This window comes from Lysinibacillus boronitolerans JCM 21713 = 10a = NBRC 103108 (assembly GCF_000772935.1).
In the GTDB taxonomy this organism is placed as follows: domain Bacteria; phylum Bacillota; class Bacilli; order Bacillales_A; family Planococcaceae; genus Lysinibacillus; species Lysinibacillus boronitolerans.
Map to the genome: position 1 here is coordinate 34,675 of NZ_JPVR01000054.1, position 18,530 is coordinate 53,204.

The 18,530-nt window shown below is 37.4% G+C and carries 15 protein-coding genes; 11 read left to right on the top strand and 4 right to left on the bottom strand.

The annotated features are described in order from the left end of the window. The first annotated feature begins 41 nt into the window (after nucleotides 1–41). The 5 genes from CD31_RS02040 to CD31_RS23735 all read left to right on the top strand — a co-directional run bounded on the left by CD31_RS02040 (nucleotide 42) and on the right by CD31_RS23735 (nucleotide 9,101). Nucleotides 42–929, top strand: a complete 888-nt coding sequence (locus CD31_RS02040) for a MurR/RpiR family transcriptional regulator (protein WP_176408539.1) — start codon at nucleotides 42–44, stop codon at nucleotides 927–929. A gap of 483 nt (nucleotides 930–1,412) precedes the next feature. Next, the gene (locus CD31_RS02045; RefSeq protein WP_016991770.1) at nucleotides 1,413–1,919 is read left to right on the top strand and encodes a phage tail protein; all 507 of its coding nucleotides are present in this window, start codon (nucleotides 1,413–1,415) and stop codon (nucleotides 1,917–1,919) included. 12 nt (nucleotides 1,920–1,931) lie between these two features. Continuing rightward, nucleotides 1,932–2,432, top strand: a complete 501-nt coding sequence (locus tag CD31_RS02050) for a phage tail protein (RefSeq protein WP_036075422.1) — start codon at nucleotides 1,932–1,934, stop codon at nucleotides 2,430–2,432. A gap of 18 nt (nucleotides 2,433–2,450) precedes the next feature. Then, on the top strand, nucleotides 2,451–2,975 hold the full coding sequence (locus tag CD31_RS02055; protein ID WP_016991772.1) for a phage tail protein: 525 nt from the start codon (nucleotides 2,451–2,453) through the stop codon (nucleotides 2,973–2,975). 48 nt (nucleotides 2,976–3,023) lie between these two features. Then, entirely contained in the window at nucleotides 3,024–9,101 is a 6,078-nt protein-coding gene (locus tag CD31_RS23735; protein WP_081977443.1) for an InlB B-repeat-containing protein, read from the top strand. A 135-nt stretch (nucleotides 9,102–9,236) separates the two neighbouring features. Here CD31_RS23735 and CD31_RS02065 read toward each other — a convergent pair whose 3' ends face one another. The 3 genes from CD31_RS02065 to CD31_RS02075 all read right to left on the bottom strand — a co-directional run bounded on the left by CD31_RS02065 (nucleotide 9,237) and on the right by CD31_RS02075 (nucleotide 13,614). Beyond that, a complete protein-coding gene (locus tag CD31_RS02065) occupies nucleotides 9,237–10,319 on the bottom strand; it encodes an ABC transporter ATP-binding protein (RefSeq protein WP_036075425.1) in 1,083 nt (360 codons plus the stop codon). 107 nt (nucleotides 10,320–10,426) lie between these two features. Next, the gene (locus CD31_RS02070) at nucleotides 10,427–11,287 is read right to left on the bottom strand and encodes a PucR family transcriptional regulator (protein WP_036075428.1); all 861 of its coding nucleotides are present in this window, start codon (nucleotides 11,285–11,287) and stop codon (nucleotides 10,427–10,429) included. A gap of 140 nt (nucleotides 11,288–11,427) precedes the next feature. Further along, on the bottom strand, nucleotides 11,428–13,614 hold the full coding sequence (locus tag CD31_RS02075) for an MMPL family transporter (protein WP_036075430.1): 2,187 nt from the start codon (nucleotides 13,612–13,614) through the stop codon (nucleotides 11,428–11,430). A gap of 123 nt (nucleotides 13,615–13,737) precedes the next feature. Here CD31_RS02075 and CD31_RS02080 point away from each other — a divergent pair, with 123 nt between their 5' ends. From CD31_RS02080 to CD31_RS02100, 6 genes are all read left to right on the top strand, one after another. Beyond that, nucleotides 13,738–14,358, top strand: coding sequence for a TetR/AcrR family transcriptional regulator (locus CD31_RS02080; protein ID WP_036075431.1), 621 nt, complete (start codon nucleotides 13,738–13,740; stop codon nucleotides 14,356–14,358). Between the two features lie 194 nt (nucleotides 14,359–14,552). Next, nucleotides 14,553–14,849 carry an AraC family ligand binding domain-containing protein gene (locus CD31_RS02085; protein ID WP_016993442.1) on the top strand — a complete coding sequence of 99 codons (297 nt, stop codon included), beginning with the start codon at nucleotides 14,553–14,555 and terminating at the stop codon, nucleotides 14,847–14,849. 311 nt (nucleotides 14,850–15,160) lie between these two features. Next, the gene (locus CD31_RS23925; RefSeq protein WP_280522788.1) at nucleotides 15,161–15,292 is read left to right on the top strand and encodes a hypothetical protein; all 132 of its coding nucleotides are present in this window, start codon (nucleotides 15,161–15,163) and stop codon (nucleotides 15,290–15,292) included. Between the two features lie 83 nt (nucleotides 15,293–15,375). Next, nucleotides 15,376–15,804, top strand: a complete 429-nt coding sequence (locus CD31_RS02090; protein WP_016993443.1) for a helical membrane plugin domain-containing protein — start codon at nucleotides 15,376–15,378, stop codon at nucleotides 15,802–15,804. 45 nt (nucleotides 15,805–15,849) lie between these two features. Then, nucleotides 15,850–17,034 (top strand): NAD(P)/FAD-dependent oxidoreductase, encoded by a 1,185-nt coding sequence (locus CD31_RS02095; RefSeq protein ID WP_036075433.1) that lies wholly within the window; start codon nucleotides 15,850–15,852, stop codon nucleotides 17,032–17,034. Nucleotides 17,035–17,165: 131 nt separating this feature from the next. After that, complete coding sequence (locus CD31_RS02100) at nucleotides 17,166–18,125, top strand: methyl-accepting chemotaxis protein (protein ID WP_244905106.1); 960 nt, start codon at nucleotides 17,166–17,168, stop codon at nucleotides 18,123–18,125. A 94-nt stretch (nucleotides 18,126–18,219) separates the two neighbouring features. On the opposite strand, the gene CD31_RS23205 is transcribed toward CD31_RS02100, so the two are convergent. Next, nucleotides 18,220–18,357, bottom strand: coding sequence for a hypothetical protein (locus CD31_RS23205; RefSeq protein WP_016993446.1), 138 nt, complete (start codon nucleotides 18,355–18,357; stop codon nucleotides 18,220–18,222). Nucleotides 18,358–18,530 lie beyond the last annotated feature (173 nt).

Consider the following 18,530-nt stretch of genomic DNA (forward strand, 5'->3'; position numbering starts at 1 on the left):
GGATGGAAGACCTTCTTTTGTCGAAGGATGGGGATAGAAAAATGGAAAAAATGAATGCTGGTTTAATTATGCTCGCAGAAATGCGTGAAAAGTTACCACCCTCGGAAAAAAAGGTAGCTAGCTATATTTTAGAAAACCCAACACGAGCGATTAAAATGACTGCGGTTGAACTAGGAGAAGCAAGTCAAACAAGTAGTGCCGCGGTTATTCGACTGTGCAAATCGTTAAATATTAGTGGTGTTCAAGAGCTGAAATTGCGTATTGCTGGTGATTTACAACATACAATTACTGTAGATCGAGATATTGAGGCAGATGAGGAATTACCATCAATTGTAGAAAAGGTAACAATGCAAAGTAGTGAAATTTTGTCACAAACAGCTAATTTAATAGATATAGCTGAATTAGAGCGTGCCGTAGCGGCCTTATCACTTGCCCATAAAATTATATTTTTTGGAGTAGGAGCATCGGGTATAGCAGCAATGGATGCCGATCAAAAATTTTTAAGAATCAATAAAAATAGTAGAGCATTTGTGGATTTACATTTAGGAGCTACCGCCGTTGTCAATGCGCAGAAGGGGGATGTGGTAGTGGGTATTTCCTTTTCTGGAGAAACGCATGAAGTGGCTAAAATTCTAGAAATAGCTAACCAAACACCAGCTACTACAATAAGTTTAACGCGCTATGGTAGTTCACTAGTGTCTAGCCTTGCAGACATTTGTTTATATGTATCTCCAAATGTTGAAGCAACTTTTAGAAGTGGTGCTACTTCCTCACGTCTAGCACAGTTACTGGTCATTGATATTTTATTTATGGGGGTAGTGACGAGTGCCTATGAGCAGACAGTGGATTATTTAGATGAAACACGTTCTGTTATTCAAGGGTTGCATAAAAAAGTGGCTAAACGAAAAAATAAAATAAAAACATATTAATATTAGTATGTTCAGCCTGTAGACAAAAGCAAACGAGACGTTTTCTCTCGATAGCTTTTGTCATTTTTCTTTTTCTCCCATATTAAAAATCAGTAAATAGGAACGCCTAGTTCATGACTAATTTATTATTAATTTAAATTTCCATTTTCTCTGTTGCAATGAAGGGAAATTATCCGAAATCATCTACTCTTATTTAGTGTCTTAGTAAGGTAAAAATAACGTTACAGGTAATCGTATTTCTAAGATCTTTTTGCATGAGTGATACCCGAAATAAAAATGAATTCTGTTTTAAGGTATATAGTTAAATATTATTATAAATTTCTCTCTTAAAAATTTCTTATAAGCAACAACAATGTATTGATATTTTGGATTAAATGGTAGGTGAGTTAGTCCGTTTTGGAAAAAATATATTTTTTAACCCAATTTTAACCTTGCTATTGTAATGTGCTAGGTAAAGCAATATTTTGTAAGGAGGTTTTAAGAATGGATCAATATGTCGGAGAAATTCGATTATTTGCTGGTGATTATGCCCCAGATGGCTGGGCTCTTTGTAATGGTCAACTATTATCTATTTCCGAAAATGAAATACTTTTTTCTTTGATTGGCACAACCTATGGGGGAGATGGTCAATCAACCTTTGCATTACCAAATTTTCAAGGCAGGGTTGTAGTACATCAAGGACAAAATCCAATGACTGGCACTACCTTTGTCAATGGTCAAATGGGAGGGGTGGAAACCGTCACTTTAAATTCATCACAGCTTCCTGCACATACACATCAGGTAAGGGCATCTTCTCTTGATGGCACAACACCAAGTCCAGAAAATGCTGTTTGGGCAAAAAATATACAATATTCGACACAACCACCAAATAGCACAATGAATGCCGCCATTGTTTCAAGTGTGGGAGGAAACGCTCCTCATAACAATGTAATGCCGTTCTTAACAATTAGTTACATTATTGCCCTTTACGGTATTTATCCAACAGAATAGGAGGTATGAAGGATGAGTGAACCATATGTAGGTGAAATACGATTATTTGGCTTTGGGACAGTTCCAAGGGGATGGGCACGATGCGATGGGCAAATATTGCAAATTAATACAAACCAAGCGCTGTATTCAATTTTAGGAGCAACTTATGGTGGTAATGGCTCCTCAACGTTTGCATTACCTGATTTAAGGGGAAGAGTTCCAGTTCATGTAAGTAGTAGTATCACACGTGGACAAAAAGCAGGAGAAGAGGTACATGTATTAACAATTAATGAGATGCCGACTCATTCACATATTGTTAATGGTAGTTCAGAAAGTGCTACGTTGAAAGTGGCTTCTGGAAACGTATGGGGTTCTTCTTTTAAAAACATCTATGAAACAGCACAACTTAATACACAAATGAGCATACAAGCTTTATCATCTGCAGGAAACTCACAACCACATCAAAATATGCAACCTTACAGTGTAGCGAATTACTGCATAGCTTTAGTAGGAATTTATCCATCAAGAGACTAGGGAAGGAGGAAGACGAAAGTGTCAGAAGCATATATTGGAGAAATTAGAATATTTGGCGGTAATTTTGCACCAAAAGACTGGGCCTTGTGCGATGGCAAGATAATAAACATTGCCTCGAATAGTGCATTATATGCTATTTTGGGTAACAGATATGGAGGAGATGGAAAAACAACGTTTGCATTACCAAATTTAAATGGTAGAGCAGCTATTCATCAAGGAACAGGTGTAGGATTAACGCCTAGAATTATAGGCAGTACTGGCGGTGCATCCTCTGTATCGCTGTTGGAAAATGAGATACCTAGCCATAACCATCTAGCAAATTGTAACAATCTTCAAACTACTAATAATGATCCAACTGGTGCGATATGGACAGATCAGCAAGGGAAAGGCAGTGTCCCTGTTTATATGCCACAAGTAAATAAACCAATGAATCTAATGACCGTTAATGCTGCTGGTGGAAGTCAACCGCACAACAATATGCAACCATATTTAGGACTTACCTTTATTATTTGTTTATATGGGGATTGGCCCCCTAAAGGTTAAGGATTAATGAAGCGAAGGGTGTGAAACAACTAAGAAGGAGATTATAGGATGGGGAAAAAGATACTAACAATAACCTTGTGTTTAGTGTTAATGATTTATAGTCAATTGGCAGGGATAGGGTTCATGTTACCCTTAAAAGTGGAGGCAGCTGCTTGCGATTTACCGAATTTTCCGAAGTGTATACAGGATTTAACAGAGCCTAACTGGATCAGTGATGAAACAAATGGTTTCAAAGTGACTGGTGTTCCAGGAAATGATGGTATAGATTCATTTGAGTATAGTAACATTCCCCCTGTTGGTCATTCTTTCAATTTAGATGATACTTCAACAAAGTCGATTAGAATTTCTGCTGGAGATGGATTTGAAAATGGTATATTTAGTTTGAAAAATTTAACGTTTATAACGACTAATCCTTATACCATTGAAAGTTTATTTACTATAGAAATCAAAGGATTTGATATTACAGGTGCTCAGAAAGGATCTCCAATTGTATATGGGAGTAAAGCCAATGAACAAATCAATGTGGTTCCTATTAATTTAGATGATATTAACTCTTTTGAGATTACTGTCAATGTCCAGCAAATAGATGAGATGGGGGCAAGATTATGGGATCTGGTATTTACACAGTTTACAATAGCTAATCCTACTAAACCGAATAATCCGCCAATAATTTCAAATGGTACTATTACTACCTCAAATATTACTACCTCAGGCGTACAGTTGGACTGGGCTAAAGCATCTGATGATATATCAGCTCAAGAGGATTTAGAATATCAAGTCTATCAATCTAGTAGTAACAATATTGATACGGTTAGTACCATTGAATTGAATGGGACACCATTAGATGGCTATACCAAAGATAGTAACTCCTTTAATGTTACAGGCCTTGCTGCCAATACAACCTATTATTTTAATGTCATTGTCAAAGATACCGATGGCAATAAGAGTGCATATATGATGCAGGAGGTAACAACCCTTGCCATAAATAAACCACCGACATCCAGTAATGGAACTATAAATGTAAACGAGGGTCAAGTATATACATTTAATAGTACTTCCTTTTCTTTTTCTGATGAAGATGCAGGAGATACTTTGCAACAGATTCAAATCTCTACTATCCCAAATAGCGGTCAGCTCTTTCTTGATAACAACAATAACCAGCAATTTGATGGTGGGGAAGCGATTACAAATGGTATGACAATTAGTAAGGCTAATTTAGATGCAGGTAATTTAAAATATATTACGGAAAATGGCTCTAATTCATCTTTTACATTTAAGGTAAGCGATGGTAATGATTTTAGTAGTGTCTATACGATGAATCTAATCGTCAATGCACGTCCAGCAGTGACCATTACTACAAATAAACCTAGTCCAACAAATAGCTTTCCCATTTTTATAGCTATTGTTTTCAGTTGGTCAGTGACAGGCTTTACGATTGGAGATATAGAAGTTACAAATGGAAACGTGACAGCACTGTCTGGAATTGGTAACACATATACAGCCCTAATATCACCTGTTGCAGATGGAGCTGTGAAAATCAAAATTCCTGAAAAGGTTGTTGCAACTAGTGAAGGTGCATTAAATAAAGCATCAAATGAATTACAAATATTCTATGATAGTACACCACCTACTGATATTGAGCTCAATAATACTACTGTACAAGAAAAGAAACCCATTGGTACAACTGTTGGAACATTGGCGGCAGTGGATACAGGAAGCTCACAAACATTCAAGTATTCATTACAGTCTGGAGATACAAGCCTCTTTACGATTGATGGGAATGTATTAAAGACAAATGCACTGTTTGCATACGATACGAAAAATAGTTATAAGATTACGATAAGAGTAGCTGATGAGGCTGGTAATACGTTTGATAAGGAGTTTACAATCCAGATTACTAAAAATCATGCACCATCAGGTTCTATCCTTGTTAACGGTGGACAAATCTCGACAAGTTCTATAAATGTTACCTTAACTTTGACGGCAACAGATTTAGAAGGAGAAGCGATAGAAATGCGCTTTTCAAATGATGGTATTACTTGGTCCAGTTGGGAGTCAAAAGTATCTACGAAAAGTTGGACTTTGTCCCATGGAGAAGGTAGTAAAACAGTTTATATGCAACTAAGGGATACTGCTGGCAATATATCAAATACATTTTCAGATACAATTGTTCTAGATACAACACCTCCAGTCATAACAGGGGTTACAAATAATGGTGTTTACAACACCAACGTAACCATTAGCTTTAATGAAGGAACGGCAACCTTGAATGAAGCTATTTTCACAAGTGGATCCACTGTGAGTACCTCCGGAAATTATACATTGGTAGTAACGGATAGTGCAGGTAATACGGCAACCATTACATTTGTGATTGATAAAGCTCTGCCAAAAGCTGTAGAGGTGAAGATCAAATCGAATAATCTGGATCCTACAAAGGCTAAGGTAGGAGATACGATTACCTTAACAATGAAAACAGATAAAAATATACAAGCACCTATAATTACCATTTCGGGGAAAGCTGCTATTGTAACAGGAGCATCCACGAACTGGCAGGCAACATATGTTATAGCCAATGATGATTTAGAGGGAACAGCACCTTTTACCATTAACTTTAAAGATCTGCTAGGTAATTCAGCAATAGAGGTAACGGACGTAACTGATGGAAGCTATGTCATTGTCGAGAGCGTAAAGCCAACTGTAAAAAAGGTGACAATGGCTTCAAACAATGCTAATCCAACAGTTGCTAAGGTAGACGATGTAATCACAATCGACTTTGAGACAAGTGAGGACATTCAATCACCGAATGTATCTATCCTAGGACAAACAGCAAATGTAAATGATAAAGGTGATGGGGATGCTAAAACATGGCAAGCAAGCTATACGCTGAAGCCCGGAGACACAGAGGGACCAATTAGCTTTACAATTGATTATCAAGATTTAGCAGGGAATAACGGCTTACAGGTAACAGAGATTTCATCAGGAACAATTGTGATGTTTGATAAAAAGGCTCCTGAAATAACAACCTATTTCCCAGCGCATCAGGCAACTAATGTACAGCCTGCAGATAATCTTATATTAACATTTGATGAAAAGGTCTTACCTGTAACTAGTAAAAATATTGTCATAAGAAATGCTACAGATAACCAAATTGTCGAAACAATTGCTGTTACACAAGCAAATGTTTCTATCACTAATGAAACTGTGACAGTAAATCCTACGTTGGATTTAGCCCATAACACCACTTACAGCATTCAAATTGACGCAGGTGCATTTACTGATGTAGCAGGTAATGCGTATAAAGGTATTACTAATAATACATCCTGGAATTTTACGACTAGTGCACTGCAAACATATACGGTTACGTATGACAGTAACGGGGCTGATGGGGGGATAGTACCAATAGATTCAAAGCAGTATAAACATCAGGACCCTATCACAATACTGGGTAATACAGGTAATTTAATAAAAGCAGGCTATACATTTGTCGGATGGAATACGAAGGCTGATGGAAAAGGTGTTACTTATAAAATGGGGCAAACGATTCAAATGGGCAAAGGGAATTTGATCTTGTATGCTTTGTGGTCTAAAAACAATGTACCAGGAGATGGAGGATCATCAACACCTGATCCTGTTGCAACGGTTACGTATGACAGTAACGGGGCGGATGGGGGGATAGTACCAACAGATTCAAAGGAGTATAAACATCAGGACCCTATCACGATACTGGGTAATACAGGTAATTTAATAAAAGCAGGCTATACATTTGTAGGATGGAATACGAAGGCTGATGGAAAAGGTGTTACTTATAAAATGGGGCAAACGATTCAAATGGGCAAAGGGAATTTGATCTTGTATGCTTTGTGGTCTAAAAACAATGTACCAGGAGATGGAGGATCATCAACACCTGATCCTGTTGCAACGGTTACGTATGACAGTAACGGGGCGGATGGGGGGATAGTACCAACAGATTCAAAGCAGTATAAACATCAGGACCCTATCACAATACTGGGCAATACAGGTAATTTAATAAAAGCAGGCTATACATTTGTCGGATGGAATACGAAGGCTGATGGAAAAGGTGTTACTTATAAAATGGGGCAAACGATTCAAATGGGCAAAGGGAATTTGATCTTGTATGCTTTGTGGTCTAAAAACAATGTACCAGGAGATGGAGGATCATCAACACCTGATCCTGTTGCAACGGTTACGTATGACAGTAACGGGGCGGATGGGGGGATAGTACCAACAGATTCAAAGGAGTATAAACATCAGGACCCTATCACGATACTGGGTAATACAGGTAATTTAATAAAAGCAGGCTATACATTTGTAGGATGGAATACGAAGGCTGATGGAAAAGGTGTTACTTATAAAATGGGGCAAACGATTCAAATGGGGAAAGAGAATTTGATCCTGTATGCTTTGTGGTCTAAAAACAACGTACCAGGAGATGGAGGATCATCAACACCTGATCCTGTTGCAACGGTTACGTATGACAGTAACGGGGCTGATGGAGGGATAGTACCAACAGATTCAAAGCAGTATAAACATCAGGACCCTATCACAATACTGGGCAATACAGGTAATTTAATAAAAGCAGGCTATACATTTGTCGGATGGAATACGAAGGCTGATGGAAAAGGTGTTACTTATAAAATGGGGCAAACGATTCAAATGGGCAAAGGGAATTTGATCTTGTATGCTTTGTGGTCTAAAAACAATGTACCAGGAGATGGAGGATCATCAACGCCGAGTCCTACACCAACACCTGATCCTGCTGCACCAAGTAATCAGCTAAAGATAAATGTTGTAGATCAAAATATGCCAGATGATGTGGTCCTCCAAACCGTGTTAACACGTGTATTTAGTAACGGTAGCTTTCAAGATACAGTAAACTTTACGGTTGCAAATGCAAACGAGTTTCTTCGGATATTAGGAAATAAGGAAGATAAAAGATCTCGACTTGTGATCCCTAATATAGAACCACCAGCAAGTGCAACAAAGGTGATACTTGATAGAGGGGCTGCGAAACGATTAATAGAGGGCAAATCACATTTTAGTATAGCTATGGGAATGGTCGAAATAGATGTTCCTTTTGCTTCAATGAATGATTTTAATGAAGATATTTTCTTCCGAATTGTGCCGATTAAGGATGCATTGCAGCAAAAAGCTATCGAGGATCGGGCTAAAAAAGCTGAAATAGTTTTACAACTGGGTGATGGCGCTAATGTAAAACTCGTTGGTCAGCCAGTATCTATCGACACAAATCTCCAAAATCGCCAAGTAACATTGCTACTACCATTACCAGGGAATCTCACATCAGCTCAACGAGAAAATATGATGGTCTATGTAGAGCATAGTAATGGAACAGCTGAAATAATACATGGGCGTTTTGCAGAATTTACGAGAGGACAAACAAGTATAGCCTTTGATGTAGAGCACTTTTCTACATTTTCTCTACTTTATGTAGAACAAGAGCAGGAAGAAGGGCAACCAGAGAAAGAACCAATAGAGGTAGACAGCACATTTGCTTCCTATATTCATGGCTATACAGATGGCACTTTCCGTCCAAATGCAAATGTCACTCGTGCCCAAATGGCAGCGATGTTGGCAAGAAACCTAAGTGACAATCATGTACCAGAAGCCTCTAATCTATTTTATGCGGATACAGCTACTTCATGGGCAAAAAATGATATTGAATATATTCGTACAGAAGGAATTATGCAAGGACGTCATGATCGATCATTCGGACCGAATGATATGATTACTAGAGCCCAAATGGCGGTTATTGCTATGAGATGGATTGATAAGCAATGTGTAGAAGGGTCTACAGATACCTCGTATTGCGAAATAACGACAAGTGGCGAAACATATAGTGATGTGACGTTCACACATTGGGCAGCAAAAGAAATCAATCGCCTAAGTGCGATAGGTATAATGGTTGGCTCAGGCAATGGTGAATTTAGACCTGAAGAAAAACTAACACGTGCACAGGCAGTAAAGGTACTGAATCGAATCTTTAATCGTCCAATACCAACTGAGGACACAGAACAAATCTTCAAGGATATACCAAAAGAGCATTGGGCTTACTTTGAGATTCAAGCCGCTGCAAAAAAAGATCAATAGAATAAGCACGCTAGGTGGATAATGCCTAGCGTGCTTTTAATTCGATATAGTAGTTTGAATAAATTCGATTGCCATCAATGATATATATAGCTGGCTTTCTCTCCCCGAACTTATGGATTCGAAACAATGCATGCTTCAAAGACGCTCCTCTGTTTGAGGATCGAAGAAATGGAGCTTTTCTTCCTTCATGACTAGGAAAACCTTGTCAGATGGATGCAAATTGTTATCAGCCTGTACTCGAGCTATAAAACTTTGATTTGCCAACGAACAATAGAGATAAGTTTCTGCTCCTAGTAATTCTGCGACATCAATCGTTGCAGTGAAAGTGTAAGGGGAAATAATATCAGTCATTTGTAAATCCTCAGGTCGTATACCCATAATAATCTCTTTCCCTAAATAATTTTTTTCCTTTAACAACGGGAAGTACATGGAGGGAATAGGGAAGCTTTGCTCGCCTAAAAGGATTTCGGTATCTGTTAGACGACAATGGAAGAGGTTCATGGAAGGTGAACCAATAAAGCCTGCCACAAACATGTTATGTGGTGTATTATATACTTCTTTAGGTGTCCCAATTTGTTGGATAAGCCCATCCTTCATCACTACTAGACGGGTAGCCATCGTCATAGCTTCTGTTTGGTCATGTGTGACATAGATCGTTGTCGTTTGAATTCGATGATGGAGCTTCTGAATTTCTGCTCGCATTTGCACACGTAATTTGGCATCCAAATTCGAAAGAGGCTCATCCATTAAAAATACCTTAGCATCTCTGACAATGGCCCTGCCAAGTGCTACACGCTGACGTTGTCCACCTGATAAAGCTTTTGGCTTTCTTTTTAAATAATCCTCTAACCCTAAAATCTTAGCAGCTTCTTTTACACGACGATCTATTTCCTTTTTATCGACCCTTCGTAGCTTTAAGCTAAATGCCATATTATCATAGACTGTCATATGTGGATATAAAGCATAGCTTTGGAATACCATTGCGATGCTACGATCTTTTGATTCCACATCATTCATGAAAACATCGTCAATGTATAGTTCTCCCTTTGATATATCCTCTAAGCCAGCAATCATACGTAAGGTTGTTGTCTTACCACAGCCAGAAGGACCTACAAACACAATGAATTCCTTATCATGAATATGCAGATTAAAATCAGTTACGGCTTGGATATTTTTATCGTAAATCTTATAGATATGCTCTAACCGTAATTCCGCCATACATACTACACCCCTTTATAAGTCATATTTTCATTGTAAATGACTTTAGAGTAGAGTGTATATGGAAAGCGTGCACAGTGTTGTGACCATAAATTGTGCAGTTGGTCTTAAAGTGATTCAAAGAAAATAATGGCGAGATAAACTTCTAGTCGATGGGAAAATTGCCGAATATCCTTTTGCGTCATTTGTTGAAATTTATCTATGCGATTTTGTAAGGTATTGCGGTGCATATACATTTTTTTAGAGGCTAACGTAATGTTTCCCTCGTATACAATCAATTTCTTGATTGTATGGAGTAACGCTGGCTGAGAGGTGGCACTTTTTAGAATAGAGGAGATAAAAATCTCTTTCTCTTGATAGGCTAGATGCTGCGTTAGATATGGCACTAAAAGCTCTTGCTGTGTGAGTACATGCTTTGATGTATAAGTCCAAATGGATGGTAGGAGGTGAACAAACCAGTTAAATCGTTCCTTGGTCATGGTATGGTCGTTTATAACATCAGAAACAAAAATCTTAAAGTATACCTCTAAGTCCGCCATGATGGGATCAAGATAATGAGTAAAATCTAATAATTCATCACTATCGATACATTCGATTATGACAAATAATTGTGGATGAAGTGATAGCAGTATAATATCCTTCCCAAGTAAAGCCTCGAAGACTGAACGCAATAGGGTAGGCGCTGTAAAGTCTTTGTCAAATTGAAGAAATAACAAACGATGCATAGGAAGGACAGCTGGGGCAATGTCTTTTTTCCCTGTTAGATAATCAAGCCAAACGATATTGTAGTCATCAAATAAGACAGTGGGTCCTGAGAATATCCGCAATAGCTCATACTCACTTTGTGTCATTGTGTGTATTGGAATTTCGTAAAGCTGGTTGTCAAAATTAAATACATAATTTCCATCAGTTCTACCTGAGAAGGGGCTTAATAATGGGAAACGTTGCTGTAATTTTTGAAGATCCATGCATGCCACTCCTTATTTAAATAGAATGTAATAAGGTCAATTTACTAATTATATGATGAAATGCTTATAGTATTAATATAAAAAAACACGGACATGAGCATGTATGATAATCATACCTAGCTAATGTCCGTGCTATTTATTTAGGCATCCTTTTTAAATAACTTACCTGGCCAAAAAGCATATTTACCTAGTACTGTTGTGATAGCTGGTACGAGTAATGGTCGTACAATAAATGTATCGAGCAATACACCAATGGCTGTCACAACACCAAATTGAACAAGCACTTGAATCGGTAATGTTGCTAGCACCGCAAATGTACCTGCTAGGATGAGTCCAGCAGATGTAATAACGCTTCCTGTTCGGACAACACCTTCTTCTACAGCTGTTAAATGGTCAGTGGTTTTACGCTTTTTCCAAATTTCTGAGATCATAAAGATATTATAATCCTCTCCGAGAGCTACCAAGAACACAAAGGCATACAATGGAATAGCTCCAGAAATTGCCTCGGCCCCCATGATATGATGTAAGATTAACCATCCAGCGCCTAATGCCCCAAAGTAAGAAATAATCACAGTCGCTAATAGATAAACGGTTGCTGTAATAGAGCGTAAATAGACAAATAATAATAATGCGATTAAGGCAATCATGGTTGGCATGATTACTGTTTCATCACGCTTAGTTATTTGCTGTGTATCGTATTGACTAGCTGTTTCCCCGCCAAGCCAAACATGTTTCTCAGCTTGATTAAGACCTTGTGCCTCTAGCATTTTTATAACCTCTGTTTGTAGTTCAGGAATATGAGCTAATGACTCCTGTGCATAAGGGTTGGCATTGAGAGTGAGCTCATACAAGTGTATATTCTTATTTTTTTCGCCAATTTGTACATCTGCCACACTATCAATATAAGAGATAGCTTCAAGTTGTTGCTGTAAATTAATATCACTACCTTCTGTATCAATGACTAATTGAACAGGTGCTAGCTCTCCAGGCGAAAAATTCTCTTCTATTAATGTAAATCCTTCTCTAGAGGGCATATCCTTTGGGAAGGATGAAAGCAAATCAAAGGTATATTGAATACGTGGAACAAATGCTGCTAATCCTCCAAGTAAGATAACAGTGACAGCAATAACGACCCAAGGTTTATGGGTAACAAAATGACCAATTTTATGACTGACCTTATGTGAAGGCTTATGCTGTTTCTTGCCCTTTTTGTTTGCCATTTCCTCTGTGCGTGGAGTGAAGGGGAAGAATGCTACTCGCCCAATGAGAACAAGAATTGCGGGTAGGACAACAAGTGCTGCGATTCCCATGACAAGCACGCCAAAGCTAAATGGCACGGCAAAGCGTTGAAATGCGCCATAATGGGCAAGACTAAGGGTAGCTAAACCTATGACCACGGTTAGGGCACTCATTAAAATAGCACCACCCGATTCTTTAACAGCTAGCTTCATAGCGACCGTCTTATCCTCAACATCAAAAAGTATTTCTCTATATTTTGAAATTAAAAATAAACAATAGTCTGTACCTGCACCAAAAAGTAAAACCGTCATAATGGAAACTGCCTGTGAATCTTTTTCTATCCATCCCTGTTCAGCAAAAAAACCAAGTGTCGGGCTAATCACACCATAGGCAAGCCCTACAACAATTAACGGAATAATAGCTAGCAATGGAGAACGATAAATAATAATAAGTAATACTAAGACGAGTAATACAGTTGCGATCAATAGCTTCACATCTGCTTGTGAAAATAAACTGACAGCATCAGTGGCAATCCCCACTGGTCCAGAATAGCGCACATGGAGTGCATCGCTAGATAATTTCTCATCTAATTGTACTTGATAGCCTTCCATTATTTTTGTCAGCTTATCTAAACTGTCCTGTAGCATATCTGTTGCGACACCTTTTTCAAAAAACACAGGCGTTACAATTGTTGTGCCATTTTCGGAAGCGGAAGCCATTAAAGCCTGAGGTGGCATTTGATCAAATGGTGGAACCATTGTTTGATGGGCTAAGGGCTTTGCTTGCAGCTCGCTGTATACGCCTTGTATAGCCGAAAAATCATCAGGTGATAAGCCATTTTCACGATGCCAAACCAACAATAGAGGTGTTCCGGCATCATTAGGAAATTGCTCTGCAATAATGGACGCAGCTTGCTCAGACATTTCTGTATCAGGTAGGTTTTTGCCTGACTCACTTTCTATACTGTTGATTTGTGGCCAAGCAAATGACAATACAACTACTAATAACACCCAAAAAGCTAGTGCTAATAATCGTCCCTTTTTACTTGCAACCATTGAGCCCCATTGCTCAAGTGGATGTTTATTCATAAAAGACCCCCATTTCGTGTAAGTGATTTAATTATATATACTAGAAGGTTAATTAATCAATCCATAAATATTAATATGTTATAATATGTGTAAAAAGAATGCTTAATTAAGGAGGCGAACTTGTTGAAACAATCACCGCGTGTTCTCGGGAGACCTCGCCATGATGAAAATGCGAAACCTACAAAAGATATTGTCCTTGAAACGGCCACAAGACTTTTTATTAAAGAGGGCTACAAAAATATTTCAATGGATGATGTAGCAAAAGCTTGTAACGTAACAAAGGCGACTATCTATTACTACTACCCAACTAAAGGGGATTTATATACTTCTGCTTTAATCGCTATGATGGATCGTATCAAGCTATCTATTCTACAAATTTTAGAGCAGCCTAAACCATTTAAAGAACGACTCGAACAGCTCGTTGAAGTTCATTTATCAGCCACTATCGATATTGATATGAAGAATTTTATGAAAGAGGCTACCATCAATTTATCGGAAATGCAGCTGAGACAAGTTCAAGCATCCGAAAATGGTATGTATCAAACAATAGAGCAGGCTATGCAAAAAGAGATGGAAAAGGGCACAATTCGAAAAGGAAATGCAAAGTTTTTCGCTCATAACTTTATGGCATTGATGACTGTAGGGTATTTTAAAGATGGCGATGGTAAAACCTTACTAGGCTCAGTAGATTTGACGGCAAAGGAAGTAACAAATTTCTTTTGGCTTTCTGTTGAAAAACGTTAATACAAAATAGGTTTGTAAAAGGAGTTATCTCATTATTTGGGATACTTCTTTTTTTAAGTGATGTAAGTCACAGGCAATCAGAGCGATTCTTCATTATAGTGGAGGTGTGGCCAAGAAAGTAGAGGAACATCGTAAATCAAAAAGAAACTATAGTAGCCTAAAGCTAGGGACAACAGTGTAATGGAGGAATGACAATGACAATTATACCAATTCAAGCAATGTTAGAAGAAAAGACAAAACATATTGGTAAATTAGGGAGTATCGCTGGTGCAGATATTTTGAACATTCAATTGCGTGCAGGTGAAAGAATTCCTGAGCATCATGCGGACAATGAAGTGCTAATTATTGTTCAATTTGGTGAAGTTCGCTTTCTTGTAGAAGGTGTGGAGGAAATTTTAACACAAGATACAATTTTAACTTTAAAACCATCTGAAAAGCATAGCTTAGAAGCAATTACAGACGCTCGTGTTATTGTAATTAAATTAAAATAAAGAATAATCTTGAGCTTTGGGAAAGCCCCGTTAGACAATAGTACACATTTCTATTGACACTAAAAAAATCTAGCTTTCTTATTGAATACTACAAGAGAAACCTTAAGTCGTCGTTTATCTCTATTCCAAAAAGAAGGGTAAATAGAGATGATAGGAAAAAGAATTATCTATTAAAAATTATGATGCGCTGGAAAATTTATTATAGCAAGACAGTTAATAGTTGATAAAATCAATGAATTTTGAAAAGATTGTCGAAATTGTGATATAGCTCATTGAAATAATGTACAAACAGTCTTATAATGAAGGTTGTAATGTCACCAAGACAAGATAAGGATGGTATTATGATGAGCTTTTTGCGATTTAAAGTAAACATTGTAATAACAAGTCATACGAATCGCTATCCAGCCCTTGTGACTGGTGATTGTGTAAGATATACGCTGTAACGACTGTTAAGTTTTACCTTAATGGTCTTTTTTACATGTAAGCAATAAAAAATAGTACTAGTGATGGCAAAGGAGAGTTCAAAATGTCAGAAACGAATAACCAAACACAGGCTGAACAAGTAACTGTGAGTAAAGAGCAATTAGATGTACTAGATCAATTATTAAAGCCTGAAGTTCAAGAATCACTTACAACTTTAGTTGAGCAATTACCGAAGTTAACTGAAATGATGACATTATTAACGAAATCATATGAGTTTGCTCAAGCTGTTGCAACAGACGAAGTGCTTAAAAACGATACTGTTGGAGCAGTAACAGAAATCGCTGGTCCTGTAGTTGGCTCTGCGAAAAACCTTGCAGCAACTGCAATTGAAGCGAAAGACCGTGCATCTGAAAGCCATGAAGTAATTGGTTTATTCGGTCTTGTGAAAATGTTAAAAGACCCTCAAGTTCAAAATGTTTTCCGTTTTGTTAATGCTTTCTTACAAGTTAACGCAGAACGCAAAGCTAAATAAGACTCAAGGTAAATTCAATTCGTTAGGACGGAGGATTAATTAATCATGTCAAAAGAAATCGTCATCTTAGGTGCAGGTTACGCTGGCGTTTTAACTGCATTAACAGCACGTAAGTATCTATCAGCTGATGAAGCTAAAATTACTGTAGTAAACCAATTCCCAACACACCAAATTATCACTGAGCTTCACCGTTTAGCAGGTGGTACAATTGCAGAAGGTGCTGTTGCATTACCACTAAAAAAAATCTTTAAAGGTTTAGATATCGATCTACACATTGCGAAAGTATCAAAATTCAATGTAGATACTAAAAAAGTTGATCTAGATAATGGTTATACATTAACTTACGATACACTTGTAGTATCTTTAGGAAGCCAAACTGGATTCTTTGGTATCCCAGGATTAGAAGAAAACTCTATGGTTCTTAAATCAGTAAATGATGCTAATAAAATTAACAAACATATTGAAGACCGCATTAAAGCATATGCACAATCTAAAGATGAAGCAGATGCAACAATCGTTATTGGTGGTGGCGGTTTAACAGGTGTTGAGCTTGTTGGTGAAATTGTGGACAACTTCCCGAAAATCGCTGCAAAACACGGTGTTAATTTTGCTGATCTTAAAATTAAACTTGTTGAAGCTGGTCCGAAAATCTTGCCAGTTCTTCCAGATACACTTATCCAGCGCGCTACTGAAAGCTTAACAAAACGTGGTGTAGAATTTATTACAGGTACACCAGTAACAGGTGTTGACGGCAACGTTATTTCTTTAAAAGACCGTGAACCAATTGTTGCAAATACACTTGTTTGGACAGGTGGGGTAGCTCCACTTCCAATCGTAGGCGAGTCAGGTCTAGCTGCTGATCGTGGTAAAGCAACGATTAATGAATTCTTACAATCTACATCTCACGAAGATGTCTTTGTTATTGGTGATGCATCTGTTGCACTACCAGCTGATGGAGGTCGTCCACTATACGCTCCAACAGCACAAGTTGCATGGCAAATGGGTGAATGTGCTGGTTATAATGTATTTGCACAATACAAAAACCAAGACATGAAACCATTCTCAGCTGTAAACTCTGGTACACTTGCAAGCTTAGGTCGTAAAGATGCTGTTGCTACAATTGGTGCGAGCAACACAGAGCTTAAAGGCCTTCCTGCAACATTAATGAAAGAAGCTTCTAATATTCGTTACTTGACACATATTAAAGCTTTATTTGGTTTAGCCTATTAAAAACAAAACACTCACTACTATCATGCTATGTCGTTGTTAGTAGTGAGTGTTTGTTTTTTTCTAAAGATGTATATTAATTACTTTAAATCCAGTAAAATAAATACATATTCAATATTCTATTTTCTGAGGTGATGGCTGTGTTAACAATGTTTCAATCAAAAAAAGTGGATATAGCGCAATTTAAGGCTAAAATTGATGAACTGAATGCAAAGCTGGATAAGAAAGATCATGAATTTCAAATTTTTTTAAACGAGTTACATAAGGAAATCATTGAAACTATTGAACAACATAACAAGGTAAATGACCAGCATACTATTTTAGGAGAAATGGTCGCAGATATTGTAGGAGAGTTTAATAAAGTTGAGCATAGCACAATTCAATCCAATAAAATTTCTGAAAATGCCCTAGATAAAGGGAACTTATTAATCTCTTCCTCGGATCAAATGATGACATTATCGGTTGAAAGCAAGCAGGCTGTTCAGGAAGTCGAGCATTTGATTGATGCGTTAGGAGAGCAGTCTCAAAAAACGTCTTTAAGCATGAGTAATTTAAGTGAGCGCTCAAAGCAAATAGCGGAAATTGTAAATGTTATTGGGGAAATTTCAAATCAAACAAATTTACTAGCTTTGAATGCATCTATTGAGGCAGCAAGAGCAGGGGAGCATGGTAAAGGCTTTTCGGTTGTTGCTGAGGAAGTTCGCAAATTAGCTGAAAATACGAAAACAAGCACAGAAGATATTGCTAATTTAACAAAGAAAATAGAAGAACAAATTGGACTTGCTTACGAGGATAATAAAAATAATATGCAGCTAGTAACGGAAGGCATTGATAAAAGTGCTAAAACATCTGTGAAAATGGATCAATTGCTGCACATTATGACAAATGTGCAAACGGGAATAAATGAGCTATTAGCTTCAATTAAAGATCAGAAGCTATCAAACGAAGATGTTATGCATAAATTTAATAGGACGACAGCCTTATTTGAGGAAACAAATCGCGTTCTAACAAGCCATATTGATGAATCAGAAATTGTAACGAAAAAATTATTAGAGGCAGTTGATCAAGTAAAGCATTTCCCAACTGATAGATAGATAATCTAACTTCATTCTATGGAAATTTAAAAAGAACCCTGCATAGCAGCAACTTTTCAACTTCTTAGTGACTACTACAGGGTTCTTTTAATTATTACAAAAAGTCAACTTCAGTCATTTCATTCATCAATTTTCCATCTCTCATACCGCATCTTTCCATGATTTGAACACCTTGAACGGTCCTCCACTGTGCTAACGCTGACTCGATATAGGCAGCATCGGTCCTATACAAAGATATACTCCACATAACAACATTTTCTATTTGTCATCCCAGATTAATAGGTAACAAATAGGAGGATGTGAAAATCAGTTATAGAATAAAGCTCCTTTTTACTTAAAATAAACTTTTAATCAATGTATCAATCATAACAGGCATCTCTTTAAACGCACTATCCACATGCAATC